This is a genomic window from Klebsiella sp. 1SOBk5mer, assembly GCF_046603115.1.
In the GTDB taxonomy this organism is placed as follows: Bacteria; Pseudomonadota; Gammaproteobacteria; order Enterobacterales; family Enterobacteriaceae; genus Klebsiella; species Klebsiella quasipneumoniae.
This window is the reverse complement of record NZ_JBKIUU010000001.1, coordinates 1051808-1069407: the sequence shown is the minus strand read 5'-3', so window position 1 is coordinate 1069407 and position 17600 is coordinate 1051808. Positions and strand designations below refer to the sequence as shown.

The 17600-nt window shown below is 61.6% G+C and carries 18 protein-coding genes; 11 read left to right on the top strand and 7 right to left on the bottom strand.

Annotated features, from left to right (window positions below):
• The first annotated feature begins 2 nt into the window (after nt 1–2).
• Both pntB and ACLH1U_RS05265 read left to right on the top strand, forming a co-directional pair.
• A complete protein-coding gene (gene pntB / locus ACLH1U_RS05270; RefSeq protein WP_411299112.1) occupies nt 3–1391 on the top strand; it encodes a Re/Si-specific NAD(P)(+) transhydrogenase subunit beta in 1389 nt (462 codons plus the stop codon).
• A 148-nt stretch (nt 1392–1539) separates the two neighbouring features.
• Nucleotides 1540–1728, top strand: a complete 189-nt coding sequence (locus tag ACLH1U_RS05265; RefSeq protein ID WP_004887037.1) for a YdiH family protein — start codon at nt 1540–1542, stop codon at nt 1726–1728.
• A gap of 119 nt (nt 1729–1847) precedes the next feature.
• On the opposite strand, the gene uspE is transcribed toward ACLH1U_RS05265, so the two are convergent.
• From uspE to ogt, 3 genes are all read right to left on the bottom strand, one after another.
• Entirely contained in the window at nt 1848–2798 is a 951-nt protein-coding gene (gene uspE, locus ACLH1U_RS05260; protein ID WP_004887033.1) for a universal stress protein UspE, read from the bottom strand.
• Nucleotides 2799–2936: 138 nt separating this feature from the next.
• Nucleotides 2937–3689: a fumarate/nitrate reduction transcriptional regulator Fnr gene (fnr, locus tag ACLH1U_RS05255; RefSeq protein ID WP_004887031.1), complete on the bottom strand. Its 753-nt coding sequence runs from the start codon at nt 3687–3689 to the stop codon at nt 2937–2939.
• Between the two features lie 193 nt (nt 3690–3882).
• The gene (ogt, locus tag ACLH1U_RS05250; protein WP_023289506.1) at nt 3883–4398 is read right to left on the bottom strand and encodes a methylated-DNA--[protein]-cysteine S-methyltransferase; all 516 of its coding nucleotides are present in this window, start codon (nt 4396–4398) and stop codon (nt 3883–3885) included.
• Between the two features lie 267 nt (nt 4399–4665).
• Here ogt and ACLH1U_RS05245 point away from each other — a divergent pair, with 267 nt between their 5' ends.
• The gene (locus tag ACLH1U_RS05245) at nt 4666–4824 is read left to right on the top strand and encodes a hypothetical protein (protein ID WP_023289507.1); all 159 of its coding nucleotides are present in this window, start codon (nt 4666–4668) and stop codon (nt 4822–4824) included.
• Nucleotides 4825–4856: 32 nt separating this feature from the next.
• Here ACLH1U_RS05245 and abgT read toward each other — a convergent pair whose 3' ends face one another.
• The 3 genes from abgT to ACLH1U_RS05230 form a co-directional block, all read right to left on the bottom strand.
• Nucleotides 4857–6383: a p-aminobenzoyl-glutamate transporter gene (abgT, locus tag ACLH1U_RS05240; RefSeq protein WP_044522707.1), complete on the bottom strand. Its 1527-nt coding sequence runs from the start codon at nt 6381–6383 to the stop codon at nt 4857–4859.
• Between the two features lie 123 nt (nt 6384–6506).
• Complete coding sequence (locus tag ACLH1U_RS05235) at nt 6507–7952, bottom strand: M20 family metallopeptidase (RefSeq protein WP_101861545.1); 1446 nt, start codon at nt 7950–7952, stop codon at nt 6507–6509.
• Entirely contained in the window at nt 7952–9262 is a 1311-nt protein-coding gene (locus ACLH1U_RS05230; RefSeq protein ID WP_101861546.1) for a M20 family metallo-hydrolase, read from the bottom strand. Before ACLH1U_RS05230 ends, ACLH1U_RS05235 begins: the two co-directional genes overlap by 1 nt.
• Nucleotides 9263–9428: 166 nt before the next feature.
• Between ACLH1U_RS05230 and ACLH1U_RS05225 the strand changes: the two genes are divergently transcribed.
• Nucleotides 9429–10337 (top strand): LysR family transcriptional regulator, encoded by a 909-nt coding sequence (locus ACLH1U_RS05225; protein WP_044522727.1) that lies wholly within the window; start codon nt 9429–9431, stop codon nt 10335–10337.
• A 101-nt stretch (nt 10338–10438) separates the two neighbouring features.
• Nucleotides 10439–11002, top strand: coding sequence for a DNA endonuclease SmrA (gene smrA, locus ACLH1U_RS05220; protein WP_032452707.1), 564 nt, complete (start codon nt 10439–10441; stop codon nt 11000–11002).
• Here smrA and ACLH1U_RS05215 read toward each other — a convergent pair.
• On the bottom strand, nt 10999–11805 hold the full coding sequence (locus ACLH1U_RS05215) for an IclR family transcriptional regulator C-terminal domain-containing protein (RefSeq protein ID WP_023289513.1): 807 nt from the start codon (nt 11803–11805) through the stop codon (nt 10999–11001). The genes smrA and ACLH1U_RS05215 overlap by 4 nt on opposite strands.
• A 169-nt stretch (nt 11806–11974) precedes the next feature.
• Here ACLH1U_RS05215 and ACLH1U_RS05210 point away from each other — a divergent pair, with 169 nt between their 5' ends.
• Genes ACLH1U_RS05210 through pcaC form a run of 6 tightly spaced genes read left to right on the top strand, consistent with a single transcriptional unit; the run spans nt 11975 to nt 17039 of the window.
• Nucleotides 11975–12661, top strand: a complete 687-nt coding sequence (locus tag ACLH1U_RS05210) for a 3-oxoacid CoA-transferase subunit A (protein ID WP_023289514.1) — start codon at nt 11975–11977, stop codon at nt 12659–12661.
• A 10-nt stretch (nt 12662–12671) separates the two neighbouring features.
• Nucleotides 12672–13328: a 3-oxoacid CoA-transferase subunit B gene (locus ACLH1U_RS05205; protein ID WP_411299111.1), complete on the top strand. Its 657-nt coding sequence runs from the start codon at nt 12672–12674 to the stop codon at nt 13326–13328.
• Between the two features lie 10 nt (nt 13329–13338).
• Entirely contained in the window at nt 13339–14541 is a 1203-nt protein-coding gene (pcaF, locus tag ACLH1U_RS05200) for a 3-oxoadipyl-CoA thiolase (protein WP_411299130.1), read from the top strand.
• A gap of 9 nt (nt 14542–14550) precedes the next feature.
• A complete protein-coding gene (locus ACLH1U_RS05195; RefSeq protein WP_411299110.1) occupies nt 14551–15903 on the top strand; it encodes a 3-carboxy-cis,cis-muconate cycloisomerase in 1353 nt (450 codons plus the stop codon).
• Entirely contained in the window at nt 15893–16660 is a 768-nt protein-coding gene (gene pcaD / locus ACLH1U_RS05190) for a 3-oxoadipate enol-lactonase (RefSeq protein WP_032452712.1), read from the top strand. Before ACLH1U_RS05195 ends, pcaD begins: the two co-directional genes overlap by 11 nt.
• Nucleotides 16650–17039 (top strand): 4-carboxymuconolactone decarboxylase, encoded by a 390-nt coding sequence (gene pcaC, locus ACLH1U_RS05185; RefSeq protein WP_023289519.1) that lies wholly within the window; start codon nt 16650–16652, stop codon nt 17037–17039. Before pcaD ends, pcaC begins: the two co-directional genes overlap by 11 nt.
• Nucleotides 17040–17600 lie beyond the last annotated feature (561 nt).

Genomic DNA, 17600 nt, shown 5'->3' with positions numbered 1-17600 from the left:
ACATGTCTGGTGGATTAGTTACAGCTGCATACATTGTTGCTGCAATCCTGTTTATTTTCAGCCTGGCGGGTCTGTCGAAACACGAAACCTCGCAGCAGGGCAACTATTTCGGCATCGCCGGGATGGCCATCGCTCTGATCGCCACCATTCTGGGGCCGGACGCCGGCAACGTCGGCTGGATTATCCTCGCGATGGTGATCGGCGGGGCCATCGGTATTCGTCTGGCGAAGAAGGTCGAAATGACCGAGATGCCGGAGCTGGTGGCCATCCTGCACAGCTTCGTGGGCCTGGCGGCGGTGCTGGTAGGGTTTAACAGCTACCTGCAGCATGAAACCGGTATGGAGCAGATTCTGGTCAATATCCATTTGACCGAAGTGTTCCTCGGCATCTTCATCGGCGCGGTGACCTTCACCGGTTCGGTGGTGGCGTTTGGTAAACTGCGCGGCAAGATCTCCTCCAAACCGCTGATGCTGCCTAATCGCCATAAGCTGAACCTGGCGGCGCTGGTGGTCTCCTTCGTACTGATGGTGATTTTCGTGCGCTCCGACAGCACCGGCACCCAGGTCCTGTGCCTGCTGTTGATGACCGCGATCGCGCTGGCCTTCGGCTGGCACCTGGTGGCCTCTATCGGCGGCGCGGACATGCCGGTGGTGGTCTCTATGCTCAACTCCTACTCGGGCTGGGCGGCGGCGGCGGCGGGCTTTATGCTGAGCAATGACCTGCTGATCGTCACCGGCGCGCTGGTGGGCTCTTCCGGCGCCATCCTCTCTTACATTATGTGTAAGGCGATGAACCGCTCCTTTATCAGCGTGATCGCCGGCGGCTTCGGCACCGATGGTTCCTCCAGCGGCGGCGATGAAGAAGTGGGCGAGCACCGCGAAATTAGCGCCGAAGAGACGGCGGAGATGCTGAAAAATTCGCACTCGGTCATCATCACCCCGGGCTATGGTATGGCGGTGGCCCAGGCGCAGTATCCGGTGGCCGAGATCACCGAGAAGCTGCGGGCGCGCGGCATTAAGGTGCGCTTTGGCATTCACCCGGTCGCCGGCCGTCTGCCGGGGCATATGAACGTCCTCCTGGCGGAGGCCAAGGTGCCTTACGACATCGTGCTTGAGATGGATGAGATCAACGATGATTTCAGCGACACCGACACCGTGCTGGTCATTGGCGCTAACGATACCGTCAACCCGGCGGCGCAGGACGATCCGAAGAGCCCGATTGCTGGTATGCCGGTGCTTGAGGTGTGGAAAGCGCAGAACGTGGTGGTCTTTAAGCGTTCGATGAACACCGGTTACGCCGGCGTACAGAACCCGCTGTTCTTTAAAGAGAACACCCATATGCTGTTTGGTGATGCCAAAGCCAGCGTCGATGCGATCCTGAAAGCGCTGTAATGTAACATTATTGTTTTACAACGTTTGTTTATAAGCCGTCTCCTGTGAGACGGCTTTTTTATATGCAGAAGGATGCCAGGAATTGTTCATAAAATAAGCGGCGAGAGGTGGTATAATGTTCCGGTTCTTACATCAGACAGAGGATATTATGGATACCGAGTTAACCCCAACGCAGATGGCCATCGAATTCTTACGCCGCGACACCACCGTCATGACCCCAGCGCAGTATCTGAAAAAACTTAAACTGCTGGAGCTGGAGTTTGCTGACCTGATGGCGCTCTCCTCGCTGGAGCTGAAAGAAGAGATCGATCTGGCCTGGCGTCTGGGTATCCACTGAGTCGTTCATGATCGCCATGCAATGACGGGGCCGCAAGCGGCCCTTTTTTGTGCCTGAGGGAAAGCGGGCAAAAAAATCCCCCGCGAGGCGGGGGAAGGTGAACGTTCCGGGAGGGAAGGTTAATCGTCGTCGTCGTCGTCCAGTTCCACCGGCGTCTGATAGGCCTCTGGTTTAAGCACCAGCAGATCGCAGCGCAGGTGGTCGACGACCTGCTCCGCGGTATTGCCAAGGAACGCCGCGGAGAGGCCGGTGCGTCCGACCGTACCCAGCACCACGATCCCCGCCTGCAGATGCTCGGCGAGATCCGGGATCACCTCCTCAGGCAACCCTTTTTCCACATGGGTGAATTTCTCGTCAATGCCAAACTTCTGCCGCAGCGCTTTCATCGCCAGCAGATGCTGACCGCGAATGGCGTCGTTGTAGACGCTGGGATCGAAATCCGGCAGCTCAATCGCGATATTGATCGGGGTGACCGGATAGGCGCCGATAAGGTGCACTTCAGTGTGGTTGACTTCTTCCGCCAGCGACAGCGTCTCGCGAACCAGCTTCTCGTTGAGAGTGTTGTGATAATTCTCTTCGCTGGCCAGATTGACGGCGACCAGCGCTTTACCGCCTTCCGGCCACGGCTGATCTTTCACCATCCAGACCGGGCAGGGGCACTTACGCAGCAGATGCCAGTCGGTCGGGGTGAAGATCACCGCTTCCAGCTTGTCGTGCTGGTGGGCCATCTTCAGCAGCAGGTCGTGTTTCTCACTGATCACTTCCTGAATAATGGCTTCGAAGGGGCGGTTGTGCCACACCACTTTCACGTCAATCGGCACACCGGATTCAAGATAGAATTTCGCCTGCTCGCGGATCCAGGCCGTTCGTTGGGCAATGACGCCCTGACGCATCGCCGTCCGTTCGTCCGGCGACAGCAGGGTGGTCATTTCATAAGAAAAATCATAGATCGGCAAAAAGGCTTTGATGCGTCCACCAATCCGTTGGTGCAGGTACACCGCTCGCCTTAGCGCCGGCTGGTCGTCCTGGTTAGGATCGATTACTACCAGCATGCTCTGATACTTCGCCATACAGGGTCTCCTTACAACTGCAGCTACCGTCAGTTATTAAAAAGATAACCTATATGGATGAATTGAAACAGGGGAGGAGCCTGGTCAGATCAACAAATCTGAAAAAAATGCCGATCCTGACCAGGTGTTGCGCGGAGATTAAGCGACGTTGCGCGCCTGACCGGCCAGCTGGGCCAGCAGGTCGCCGTTTTCAATGGTGATGTATTTGCCTTTCACCGCCAGCATGCCGCTCTTCTGGAAACGCCCCAGCAGACGGCTGATGGTTTCGACGGTGAGGCCGAGATAGTTGCCAATGTCGCCGCGGGTCATGGTCAGTCGGAACTCGCGGGGAGAGAAACCGCGCTGCGCGAAACGACGGGACAGGTTATAGATAAACGCGGCCAGGCGCTCTTCGGCGTTCTTTTTGGAAAGCAGCAGGATCATATCCTGGTCGCCTTTGATCTCACCGCTCATCAGGCGCATCATCTGCTGACGCAAATTCGGCATTTTTCCGGAAAGATCGTCGAGGGTTTCAAAGGGGATCTCGCACACCATCGAGGTTTCCAGCGCCTGGGCGAAGCTCGGGTGCAGGCCGGTGCCGATGGCGTCGAAGCCCACCAGATCGCCCGCCAGATGGAAGCCGGTAATCTGCTCATCGCCTTGCTCGGTGATGGTGTAGCTTTTGATAGTCCCGGAGCGAATGGCGTACAACGATTTCAGCTCATCACCCGCTTTGAACAAGGTTTGACCTTTCTGGATGGGCTTTTTCCGCTCGATAATATTATCCAGCTGATCAAGCTCATGCTCGTTCAGAGTAAAGGGGATGCAGAGCTGGCTGATACTGCAATCCTGACAATGGATAGCACAACCGCCAGACTGAATGCGTCGAATAATTCGCTTCTCAGGGATCATATGTCTGCTCAGGCCTTAATTGATATTGGTCAATTTTAACATCTTTTTGATGAGCAGGTAAGTCTTCAGGCTCTGAAACACGTAATATCAGCAGGGTAAATCAACACAGGCTGATATCTGCTTGATTAAAAATAGATTATTCAGCCACATTGGATTGTAAAATTACCTGAAAATTCCGAAAACGCATTTTCAGTCAAAGCAACAGATAGCCCTCGTGGCGCAGAAGCCACTCTTTACGCTGCACGCCGCCGGCATAGCCGGTCATTGTGCCGTTACGCCCGATGACTCGATGGCAGGGCACCACAATACTCACCGGGTTGGCGCCATTGGCGGCCCCCACGGCGCGCGCCGCGCCGGGACGACCGAGCGCCTCGGCCAACTGACCGTAGTGCATCACCTGGCCGCAGGGGATCTCGCGTAACGCCCGCCAGACCTGGCGCTGGAAAGGGGTGCCGGCGGTGGCGGTAGGCAGGGTCTCGATGACGGCCAGGTCGCCGGCAAAATAGTCGTTCAGCTTACTGCTGAGACCGCCTGGATTGCGGCAGTCGACGCGCTGATAGCCTTCCCGGCGATAGTGTACATCGAGCAGGGTTTCCATCCGATCGCGGTGCTCGTCCCACTCGACGGCGCGCAAATTAAACTGTTCGTCGCAGAGCACCCACAGCGCCCCCAGCGGGGTATCCATTTTATCCTGCAGCAAGGTCAACATCGTTTCGGTCATCCACCATCGTACACGAGGGCCACACGATACCACGCGCCGGCGGCGGTCAACTATACTCCCAAAAGATAAACCCGCATCATCGACCGGCAGCCACCGGCCGTTACGTTGATTTATTTTTGGATCGATCCTGACGGGTTATCGGGCATGGTTTTTGCTACTTTTAAGCTGACGACGCCGGTCCTCCGCGCAGCTTTGCGCGCCCGGGAAGGTGCCGCCGCGTCGGCGCGGCGCGGTTAATAACTCAGAGGTGGGGCTATGCAATATATACTGACTGGCGTAATCGTATTGATCTTCAGCGGCCTGGTTATCCATGGCCTCACGCTGTTGCTCGAACGCGGGTATCGCGCGCTTTTCGGCATCTTCGCCGGAGCCGCGGATCTCCCCCGCAAGGTCAAAGTGAAGGTGCCGCGTTAAGCGTAAGCCGCCGTCCCTGGCGCTTCAACGGCTTAAGGAAGCCGCGGATAGATGCCAGGGCCGATGGGCAGTCCTGCCAGATACCAGCCCACCAGCAACAGCAGCCAGACGGCGAGAAAAATCAGCGGGTAAGGGAGCACCAGCGAATAGTATGTCCCGAGGCGGGCGTCCGGTCGGTAGCGCTGTAAAAAACCGAGAAACAGCGGCACAAACGGTGAAACCGGCGCCAGCGGCAGCACCGATGAATCGGCGATGCGAAACAGGATCTGCGCAAACGCCGGGTGGAAGCCCAGCAGCATAAACATCGGCACGAAGATCGGCGCCAGAATCGACCAGATGGCCGAGCCGCTGGCGATAAACATACACAGAAAAGCCGACAGTAGCGCCAGACCGACAAACGCCGGGACGCCGTTCATGCCGGCGCTCTCCAGCAGGTCCGTCAGGCCAACGGCCATAAACTTACCCATATTGCTCCAGTTGAACATCGCCACGAACTGCGCCAGCGGGAAGACCATCACGATAAATCCGGCCATCTCTTTCATCGGCTCAATCATCAGCTGCGGCAGATCGGCCTGGCGGCGAATTTTGCCGGTGGCGATGCCGTAAGCCAGCGACACGACAAAGAAGAAAAAGATGATCAGCGGCACGATGCCTTTGATAAACGGCGAGGGCATGACCGTGTGCTGAACCGGATCGCGAAGAATGCCGTTTTCGGGAACCACCATCAGGGCGATGACCGCCACGAACGCCAGCGTCGCCACGCCGGCGATGCGCAGGCCGAAACGCTCCTCGGCGGTCAGCGTCTGCAGCTTGTCATCACGACTGCCTTGCCATTGGCCCAGCCGCGGCTCCACCAGCTTGTCAGTGATCAAACCGCCGACGAGGGTCAGGAGGATCACCGAGGTCGCCATAAAGTACCAGTTGTCGATCACGCTGACGTGCAGAGAGGCATCGATGGATTTGGCCGCCTCGGTGCTGATCCCGGAGAGCAGCACGTCGGTGGTGACGATCAGTAAATTGGCGGTAAAGCCGCAGCCCACCCCGGCAATGGCCGCCAGCAGGCCGGCGACCGGATGCCGACCGACGGCGAGAAACATCAGCGCCCCCAGCGGCGGCATGATCACCAGTGCGGCGTCGGAGGAGATATGGCTGAAAAAGGCGATAAACAGCACCATATAGCTGGCATAACGGGCGCTAACGTGGGAGGCCATCTTCACCATCAGCGCGGGCAACAGGCCCACCCGCTCGGCAAAGCCGGCGCCCAGCACCAGGGCGAGGATCGCCCCCAGCGGCGCGAAACCGCTGAAGTTTTTAATCACGTTCGGTAGAAACCAGTGCAACCCTTCCACGCTGAGCAGGTTTTTGACCACCACCCGCGACCCGTCCGCAGGATTTTGGACCCCGACGTTGAAGGCGGAGAGTATCGCCGTGGCGGCGATCAGCGCCACGATAAGATAGATAAACAGCAAAAACGGGTGCGGGACCTTATTACCGATCTTCTCTACCCAGCCATAGCGCTTTCCGGCGGGGGAAGGCGACGGTATGGATGACATACTCATGGGCGTTCCTCTGTTGTCGTTGTTGTGTTAGGCAGGCCTGCTCCCGTACTGCCGGCGGTTATTATGGTCGGTGCGTGCCGCGATGCCGGTCAGCGTCTGTCAGGAGCGGTCTGGTCTGTATGGTTAGCGTAAAACCGACGGACTCACCTCCGCCGGGATCGGGCAGCGGTAGGGATGTTCGGCCAGCGCTTGCCTGAGCTCTCGCTGACTGGCCTCCAGCAGCGCGCGGTCGCTGAATAAGCGGATCGCCGTCGCCGCGAGGACTTTCCCCGCCAGCAGCATCCCTTTATGGGCGATGGCGGTGCGTCCCTGGCTCACCAGCTGCCAGCTGTGCAGCGGGGTACCCACCGCGAAGCAGGGGCTGAAGCACTGGGCCACCGGCGCTTTCCAGCTAACGTCGCCGACGTCGGTGGAGCCGGCGAGGAGCGTATCCGTGGCCGCCCACGGCGCCACCTCATCAATCAACAGCGTGTCGCGGTGGCGACGAGCGAAGGTTTTCCCCGCCTCGCCGCCGGTGCCGGCGATATTGTTCAGGCTGTTGTTGATATCGTTGTCGCTGAGCGAGGCGCGGATCGCCGCGGCAAAGGCGCGCTCGTCGTCGCTCCATGCCGGCGTGCCGTAATGGCATACCGCCTGGTACATCGCCGCTTCGAGCGTGCGGTTGGGCAGATAGCCCGAGCAGGCTTTTTCAAAGCGGCAGCTGACGTGGGTCTCGGTCATCAGCGCGGCCCCCTGGGCAATCTTCTCAATGCGGGCGAAAATCTGTTCCACGTCGGCCATCTCCGGCGCGCGGATCAGATACAGCACTTCCGCCTGGGCCTGGACGACGTTGGGCGAGACGCCGCCGGTATCGGTAATGGCGTAATGAACCCGCGCCTTCTCGATAATATGTTCATTCAGGAAGTTGCTGCCGGTGGTCATCAGGGTGACCGCGTCCAGGGCGCTTCGCCCCAGGTGCGGCGAATTGGCGGCGTGGGCGGCGGTGCCGGTAAAGCGCCACGCCGCCTGAATGTTGGCGAGGGTGCGGGTGCTGAACATCCCGGCCCAGGCCTCCGGATGCCAGGTGAGGGCCGCATCGACGTCATCAAACAGCCCTTCACGCACCATAAAGGTTTTGCCCGAGCCGCCTTCTTCTCCCGGGCAACCGTAGAAGCGCAGGGTGCCTGCGCCGCCGTGCTGCTGCAGCCATTTTTTAGCGGCCACCGCCGCGGCGAAAGCCGCCGTCCCGAGCAGATTGTGCCCGCAGCCGTGACCGTTGCCCCCCGGCGTCGACGATGTCGGCTCCGCGCAGTGGGCCTGCTGGCTAAGACCCGCCAGGGCGTCAAACTCGCCCAGCAGGGCAATAACCGGTTGGCCCTCGCCGACGCTGGCGATAAAAGCATTGGGGATCCCGCCGGCATCCCGGGTAAGCTGAAAACCTTCCGCTTCCAGGGCGTCCGCCAGCCGGCGGGCGGACCAGAACTCCTCAAAGCGCGTCTCCGGGTGATCCCAGATGTCATCGGCGATAGCGCAATACCTCTCGCGGCTTGCCTCAATCACCTCGTCCACAAACTGAAAGATGGGTTCCATCACACCCCCCGCTGCCAGGGAAAGTTAAGCGCGACGCGCGCCAGGGTGTCGACCGCGATCGTCATTACGCTCTCGTCGAAGTCAAACTTCTCGTTGTGGTGACCGGCGCTCAGTTCGGTGCCGAATATCATGTACGAGGCGAGGCCGCCGCGCGCCTGGACCCGGGCCATCATCAGGGTGGCGTCTTCCGATCCCGCCGGGGCGGCGATGCGATCCACTGCCTGCTGCACGCCGGGCACAAGGGCGGCCTGTTCGCGCAGGTACGCCACCCACGCCGGCGACGGGGCGCTGGCGGTGGCCGCGCCCATCATGCGTAACTCGTACCCGGCTTGATGCATCGCCGCGGCCCCGGCGATGACGTGCTGCGCCCGGTCAAAAACATACTGATTGATGGCTTCGCTTTCGCCGCGGGTTTCCACTTTTAACAGGGCCGAAGAGGGCACCACGTTGCGTCCGGTGCCGGCCTGCATCACCCCAACGTTGACCCGCGACGCGCCGGCGCTGTGCGGTGGGATGGCGTGCAGAGCAAGGGCGGCCTGGGCGGCGGCGAGCAGCGCGTTGCGCCCATCTTCAGGCTTACCGCCGGCATGGGCGGCCACGCCGCTAAACTGCACATCGAATTTGGTGGTGGCCATAAAGTTGTCCCCACCGCACACCACGGTGCCGACCGGAACGCCGGTGCCGATATGGATGGCGGTGAAATAGTCCACCTCGTCCACCACGCCGGCGGCCACCATCGCGCGGGCGCCGCGGGTACCCTCTTCAGCAGGCTGGAAAATCAGTTTAATGACCCCGTTGAGCTGGGCGGCATACTGTTTGAGCACATGCGCCAGACCCAGCCCGATGGCGGTATGTCCATCGTGGCCGCAGGCGTGCATCATGCCGGCGTTGCAGGAGGCGAAATGGTCGCGATGGGGGCGGTGGCTGTCATCGTGCTGCTCATTGAGGTCGAGGGCATCCATGTCGACGCGAAAGGCCAGGGTTGGGCCGGGACGACCGGTGTCGAGCGTCGCCACCACGCCGGCGAACCCGCCTTCAAACGCCGGCAACCAGCGTTCCGGCGCCCCTTGCTCGCGGGCGCGCTCGAAAGCCTGGGTCAGGGTCTCCTCATCCGGCAGCCCCATCCGGCTGTCGGCATCGATGACGTCACGCCCCAGCGCCAGCTGGTAGCCGAGTCCGTCGAGGATCTCCGCCACCTTGCTGGCGGTGCGAAACTCCAGCCAGCCGGATTCAGCGTGCAGGTGAAAATCGCGGCGCCATTGGGTCATGGCTGGCGCCAGCTGGCGCAGGTATTCATCAAGTTGCGGCATAGCTTATCCTGTCATAAGTAAAAAATGTGACGGCGTTCACGATGTGATAGCTTTTGTTTATCACTGACGCGCTACAGGCCTTAACGCTCTTAACCTGCCACAGCCTGATGGATTACAGTAGATGTCATTTTCTTCCGTCTGATAAACAACGGTTATCACCAAAAGCATGGCATTTCAGATTAAATTTCATCAAATTCGCGCCTTCGTCGAGGTGGCCCGGGAAGGGAGTATTCGCGGCGCCAGCCGCTCGCTGGCGGTCTCGCAGCCGGCCCTGACCAAAGCGATTAAAGAGCTGGAGGAGGGGCTTTCCGCTCAGCTGTTCGTCCGCCGCCGCCAGGGGGTGGCGCTGACTGACGATGGCGAAAGTTTTTATCAACATGCGAGCCTGATCCTCGAGGAGCTGCGGGCGGCGCAGGATGAACTGCTGCAGCGCCAGGGAGAGCAGGCCGGGCAGATCAATATTGGCCTTGGCGCCAGCGTCGCCCGGTCGCTGATGCCGTCGGTGATCTGCCGCTTTCATCAGCAGCATCCGCAGGTGAAGGTGCGGATCATGGAGGGCCAACTGCTGGCGATGATCAATGAGCTGCGCCAGGGGGAGCTGGATTTCACCATCAACACCTACTATCCCGGGCCGTACGACCATGAGTTCAGCTTTGAAAAACTGTTTGAGAAACCGTTCGCGGTCTTCGCCCGCGCGGGGCATCCGGCGGCGCAGGCCACCTCGCTGGTGGAGCTGATGGATCACCACTGGACCATGCCGACGCCGCGCGGCAGCTACTTTAAACAGCTGCAGGACCGGTTTAATCAGGCCGGACTGGCGCCAAAGGTGGATATTGTGTGCGAGACCTTCTCGTCGTGCATCAGCCTGGTGGTGAAAAGCGATTTTCTCAGTATCCTGCCGGTGGAGCTCGGCAACGATCCGATGATGGCGGACAAACTGATGATGATCCCCGTCCGTGAAGCGTTGCCGACGGCGGCCTATTTTCTGATCCAGCGGCGCGACACCCGGCAGACGCCGCTAACGGCGTCATTAATCACCCTGTTTCGCCGCCAGAGTCGACAATTGTTTCCTTAACCGCCCGTCGCGCTCACTTTGCCAACAGACGGGGCTAAACGCGTTGAGGGGGGAGCGCGAGGCGGCTATAGTAGCTGGCGACAGCCGCTGGAGGAGAGACCATGAACCTTGATGACAAATCCCTGTTTCTTGACGCCATGGAAGATGTCCAGCCCCTGAAACGTAACAATGACGTGCACTGGCATCCCGGGCGCAACAGTCGCGCCCCGCAGCGCGTCGACACCCTGCAACTGGATAATTTTCTCACTACCGGCTATCTCGATATCGTACCGCTCGCCACGCCGCTGGAGTTTAAGCGCGAAGGGCTGCAGAGCGGTGTGCTGGATAAGCTACGGCGGGGGAAATACAGCCAGCAGGCGAGCCTCTCCCTGCTGCGCCAGCCGGTGGAACAGTGCCGGCAGATGCTCTTCGCCTTTATGGTGCAGGCGCAGAAAGAGGGGTTACGCAATGTGCTGATCGTTCACGGCAAAGGCCGCGACGACCAGTCCCATGCCAATATCATCCGCAGCTATCTGGCGCGTTGGCTGGAAGAGCTGCCTGAGGTGCAGGCCTTCTGCGCCGCGCTACCACATCATGGCGGTAGCGGTGCCTGCTATGTCGCGCTGCGTAAATCGGCCGAAGCGAAGCAGGAGACCTGGGAGCGGCACGCCAAGCGCAGCCGTTAGCGCAGCAGCAGCGTTAGCTCGCGGGCGGCTTTTTGCAGCTCCGGCAGCACGCGGTCGATCATCTCGCGGGCCGACATCTGGCCCGCATGCACCCCGACGTTCAGCGCCGCCTGCGCCTGCCCCTGGGCGTTAAACAGCGGTACCGCGAGGGAGCGCAGGCCCATCTCCAGCTCCTGATCGTTGAGGGCATACCCCTGCTGATGCACCCGTTTCAGCTCGGCGCGCAGCTTCGCCACCGAATCCACCGTCTGCGGGGTATAGCGGATCATGGTTACCCTGGCCAGCATGTCGTTGAGCTTCTCCTCCGGCTGATGGCTGAGCAGCACCCGACCCATCGAGGTCGCCCACGCCGGAAGGCGGCTGCCGATATCGAGGTCGATGGTCATGATCCGCGAGCTGGAAGCGCGGGCGATATACAGGATATCGTCCCCGTCGAGGGTGGCGATGGAGCAGGACTCATTGAGCATTTCGCTCAGATGCCGCAGCACCGGCTGCGCCGAACGCGCCAGCGGCGTCGAGGCCAGCCAGGCGTGACCCAGGGCCAGGATCCGCGGCCGCAGCTGAAAATGCTTACCGTCTTCGGCATAAACGAACCCCAGCTTGCTCAGGGTATACAGGCAGCGGCGCACCGCTGCGCGCGGAATGCCGGTCTTCTGACTGATCTGTGAGATAGACAGCAGGGGCCGCTGCGGCGTGAATGCCTGAATCACCTCCAGGCCGCGCGCCAGCGAGGCCATGAAGTTAGGATCGCCCTTAAACGGATCGCCGTCGCCGGTCAGTAAATCGTCTGGATGCTTGTCCATTTCTGTTCCCCATATTTGCCATCGATCACATTCTTTCGCTAAAGATAACCGATGTTCGATTATCGCACCATATTTCGATTATCGCCCTTGACCGACATCGTTAAGCGGGTCACATTTTGTGCGAACAACGAATAAAAGTGCGATTACCGCACATCACTGGAGCGACCTGATGATTGATAAAAGCGTATCGACGCTGAGCGAGGCCATCGCCGGGATCCACGACGGGGCGACTATTATGATCGGCGGCTTTGGTCCCGCCGGCCAGCCGACCTTTCTGATTGACGCCCTGATTGACCAGGGCGCCCGCGACCTGACCATCATTAACAACAACGCCGGCAACGGCGAAGTGGGGCTCGCGGCGCTGCTTAAGGCTGGCCGGGTGCGCAAAATGATCTGCTCCTTCCCGCGCCAGGTCGATTCCCAGATTTTCGATGACCTCTATCGCCGCGGCAAAGTGGAGCTGGAGCTGGTGCCGCAGGGCAACCTCGCGGCGCGGATCCAGGCCGCCGGCGCCGGGCTGGGCGCGGTGTTTACCCCCACCGGCTACGGCACGCCGCTGGCGGAAGGCAAGGAGACACGGGAAATCGACGGCCGCCACTATGTGCTGGAGTATCCGATCAAAGCCGATTTCGCGCTGATTAAAGCCCACCAGGGCGACCGCTGGGGCAACCTGGTGTATCGCAAGGCAGCGCGCAACTTTGGCCCGATTATGGCGACGGCGGCGAAAACCACCATCGTTGAAGTCTCGCAGCTGGTGTCGCTGGGCGACCTCGACCCGGAACACATCATCACCCCCGGCATTTTCGTCCAGCGCGTGTTCTCGCTGGAAAACCTGACTGCCGCACAACGCGCCTGAGGAGCCCGAGATGCAAAAACTGACCCGTGACGAAATGGCCCAGCGCGTGGCCCGCGATATCCCCGAAGGCGCTTACGTTAACCTCGGCATTGGCCTGCCGACCCGGATTGCCAACTACCTGCCTGCCGACAAAGAGGTATTCCTGCACAGCGAGAACGGCCTGCTGGGCATGGGGCCGAAGCCGCAGCCCGGAGAAGAAGATCCCGAGCTGATCAATGCCGGTAAAGAGTACGTCACCCTCCTGCAGGGCGGCTGCTATTTCCACCATGGCGACTCCTTCGCCATGATGCGCGGCGGCCATCTCGATATCTGCGTGCTGGGGGCCTATCAGGTCTCCGCCAGCGGCGATCTCGCCAACTGGAGCACCGGCACGCCGGACGCCATCCCGGCGGTCGGCGGGGCGATGGATCTGGCCATCGGCGCTCGCCAGGTGTTTGTGATGATGGACCATCTGACCCGCGACGGCGAGTGCAAGCTGGTGGAACAGTGTAGCTACCCGCTGACCGGCGTCGGCTGCGTGAGCCGGATCTATACCGACCTGGCGGTGATCGACATTACCGACCGCGGCCCGGTGGTGCGGGAAATCTTTAACGGTCTCTCTTTTGAAGAGCTGCAGCGCATCACTCCGGTGACGCTGACCTTTGAACAACTGGCGGAAAGCGCGTAAGGAACCTATGATGAATCAGGCATTTATCTGTGATGCGGTGCGTACACCCTTTGGCCGTTTTGGTGGTACCCTGGCGACGATGCGCGCTGACGACCTGGCGGCGCTACCGCTGAAAGCGCTGCTGGAGCGTAACCCGGGACTGGATCCTTCGCGCATTGACGATGTGATCTTTGGCTGCGCCAACCAGGCCGGGGAAGACAACCGCAACGTGGCGCGGATGGCGCTGCTGCTGGCCGGGCTGCCGGAGATCGTGCCCGGCAGCACCATCAACCGCCTGTGCGGCTCCAGCCTCGATGCGATCGGCGTCGCGGCGCGGGCGATTAAAAGCGGGGAGACGCAGCTGATGATCGCCGGCGGCGTGGAGAGTATGTCCCGGGCGCCGTTTGTGATGGGTAAAGCGGAGAGCGCCTTTAGCCGCAGCATGCAGATGGAGGATACCACCATCGGCTGGCGCTTTATTAACCCGCAGATGAAAGCCCTGTACGGCGTGCATTCCATGCCGGAGACGGCGGAAAATGTCGCCGATGAGTTTGCCATTTCCCGCGCCGATCAGGATGCGTTCGCCTTACGCAGTCAACTGCGCACCGCCGCGGCCCAGGAGGCTGGGCGTTTTGCCGATGAGCTGATCGCCGTCCAGGTGCCGCAGCGTAAAGGCGAGCCGCTGCGGTTTAGCCGCGATGAACACCCGCGCAGCACCTCGCTGGAGGCGCTGGCGAAACTGCGCGGCGTGGTGCGCGCCGACGGCAGCGTCACCGCCGGCAACGCCTCAGGCGTTAACGATGGCGCCTGCGCGCTGCTGCTGGCCAGCGAAACCGCGCTGGCGGCCAACGATCTTCAGCCGCTGGCCCGGGTGGTCGGCGTGGCGACGGCGGGGGTGGCGCCGCGCATTATGGGCTTTGGCCCGGCGCCGGCGGTGCGGAAGGTGCTGGCGCAGACCGGTCTGACGTTAGCCCAGATGGACGTGATCGAGCTGAATGAAGCCTTCGCCGCCCAGGCGCTGGCGGTGACCCGCGATTTGGGCTTACCGGACGATGCCGCCCATGTGAACCCCAACGGCGGGGCGATCGCCCTGGGGCATCCGCTCGGCGCCTCCGGCGGCCGCCTGGCGATGACCGCAGCTTACCAGCTGAAACGGACCGGCGGCCGCTACGCGCTGTGCACCATGTGCATCGGCGTCGGGCAGGGGATCGCCCTGATTATTGAACGTGTTTAAGGAGCCAGAATGAGTTTGTTGACCCCGATGCTGCGCAGCAGTCCGCTCACCGACTGGTTCAGCGACGCGCAGCGGGTGCAGGGCATGCTGGATTTTGAAGCGGCGCTGGCCCAGGCGCAGGCCGCCTGCGGGATGGTGCCGGCGGCAGCGGTCGGGCCGATTGTCGCGGCCTGCCGCCACGAGGCGATCGATTTTACCGCCCTGGGCGAGGCGGCTGTGGGGGCGGGTAATCTGGCGATCCCGCTGGTGAAACAGCTGACGGCCCAGGTAAAAGCGCGGGATCCAAACGCCGCGCGCTACGTTCACTGGGGCGCCACCAGTCAGGATGCTATCGACACCGGGCTGGTGCTCCAGCTGCGCGGGGCGCTGGATGCCGCCGAGCAACTGCTCGAGCGACTGTTGGCGGCCCTCGCCTGGCAGGCCGACCGTCATTGCCACAGCGTGATGCCGGGCCGGACCTGGATGCAGCATGCGCTGCCGGTGACCTTTGGTCTGAAGCTGGCGGGCACTCTCGACGCGCTGCTGCGCTGGCAGCAGCGGCTGCGGGAGATGCGTCCGCGTCTGCTGGTGCTGCAGTTCGGCGGCGCCGCGGGGACCCTGGACGCGCTGAAAGCGCAAGGACCGGCGGTTGGCCAGGCGCTGGCGCAGAACCTCGGTCTGTCGCTGCCGGATACCCCGTGGCACAGCCAGCGCGATCGGCTGCTGGAGGCTGGCGCCTGGTTCGCTGGCGTCTGCGGCACCCTGGGGAAATTCGCTAACGACTTCTCCCTGCTGATGCAGACCGAAGTGGCTGAGGTGGGCGAGCCGGTAGCGGAAGGGCGCGGCGGCTCGTCGACGATGCCGCATAAGCGCAATCCGGTGGCCTGCGCGGCGATCCTGACCGCCGCCCAGCGCACCCCGGGTATGATGGCCACCCTCTACGCCTGCCAGATTCAGCAGCACGAGCGGGCGCTGGGCGGCTGGCAGGCGGAGTGGGAGACCCTGCCGGAGCTGATTACCCTGGTGGGCGGGGCGCTGGCGCAAAGCGAGGCGCTGGTGCGCGACATGCAGGTCTTCCCGCAAAAGATGCGTGCCGACCTCGATATCACCCACGGGCTGATCATGGCTGAGGCGGTGACCCTGGCGCTGGCGGAATGCATCGGCAAAGCTGAGGCGCACCATCATATTGAGGCGCTGTGCCGTCAGGCGCTGGACCGCCACTACCCGCTGGTCGATCTGCTCGCGGCAGACCCGCAGGTTAGTCAGTATCTCTCCCGCGAACGCTTAACCACGCTGCTGGACCCGGCAACGGCGACCGGCAGCGCCGAACGCTTTGTGCGCCAGGTGCTGGCGCGTTATCAGGAGCAACATGATGAATCTTGATTATCAACTCGACGGACCGGAAGGTGCGCCGGTTATCGTTCTCTCCAACTCGCTGGGTACCACCCGGGCGATGTGGCAGCCGCAGACAGAGGCGTTAACCGCCCATTTCCGGGTGCTGCGCTACGACACCCACGGCCACGGTAAAACGACGAAAAATGGCAAAGTGACCCTCGCCCAGCTGGGGGAAGATGTGATTGCGCTGCTCGATCATCTGAATATCGACCGCGCCTGGTTCTGCGGGATCTCGATGGGCGGTCTGACCGGTCTGTGGCTGGGCCGCTTTGCGCCAGAGCGTTTTTATGGTCTGGCCGTCGCGAACACCGCGGCGCGCATCGGCGATCAGGCCAGCTGGCTGTCGCGGGCGCGGGCGGTACGCCAGGAGGGAATGGCGGTGGTGGCCGCCGGGGCGGCGGATCGCTGGTTCACCCACGCGTTTCGCCAGAAGGCGCCGGAGGTGGTGGAGGCCCTGTGTCACCAGCTGACCCATACCGACGCCGAAGGCTATGCCGCCTGCTGTGAGGCGCTGGCCGCCGCCGACCTGCGGGGCGAAGTAGGGCAGATCCCGCTGCCGACGTTAATCATTGCCGGGGAAAGTGACCCTGTCACCACGGTCGGTGACGCTAATTTCCTGCAGCAGCAGATCCCCGCCTCCCAGGTGGTAGTTCTGCCGGCATCGCATCTGTCAAACATTGAGGCGGCGAAAAGCTTTACTTCAGCGCTGCTGAGCTTTTTCCAGGGAGAACGCCATGGAGGATAAACAGCGCTATCAGGACGGGTTGGCGGTGCGGCGCAAAGTACTGGGCGACGCCCACGTCGACCGTACGCTGCAGCATCTGACGCCGTTGAACGAAGAGTTTCAGGACTTTATCACCCGCTACGCCTGGGGTGAGACCTGGACCCGTCCGGGGCTCGACCACCACACCCGCAGTATGATCACCATTGCCATGCTGATTGCCCTCAATCGCGAGGCGGAGCTGAAGATGCATCTGCGCGCGTCGTTTAACAACGGGGTGACCCGCGATGAGCTGAAAGAGTTGATCATGCACTCTGCGCTGTACTGCGGACTGCCGGCGGCCAATGCCACGATGCATCTGGCGCAGCAGGTGTTTGACGACATTGACGCCGCGCAGGGTTGAGTCGTCGTCCAGGTCGGATTGCCCGGCAGTCGTTGTCGGCCGGGTAAGGCGCAGCCGCCACCCGGCGAAATAACGGCACAACCGGAAGTGTTCCTGTTCGCACTATGTTGGCAGGGTTACAACGTCTATGTTAACTCCGGGCAGATTGCGCTCCCGGTTGATCTTCTGCGTTATATCACTCATGGCGCAGGGAGCGGCCAGTCGCCGCCGCCCCCTGTGCCCCCGTCTTCCGGGAACGTCTCAGCGATGTTGAGGCCGCCAGCACCGGCAGTTTCAGTCGCGCAAGTGGGTTAATTAACGGCTGGCTGCACGGCCCCTGTAGGCCGGGTAAGGCGTACGCCGCCACCCGGCGGAAATGCCGCTACGTTATCCTTATTTCTCACCCTCCTGCGGCGCGACGGCTGGGGCATCGTCCCGGTCGACCCGAGGGTCAGCATCAACCCGGGAAAGGGAATTATTGTTATTTTTCAGCATTCAAGGGACGACTTGTCGTTGAGCATAGCCGGGCAGGAAGTGAGTTCAAGCTGGCGCGGCGCGGGCTAAAAAAAAGCCGTCACCTGA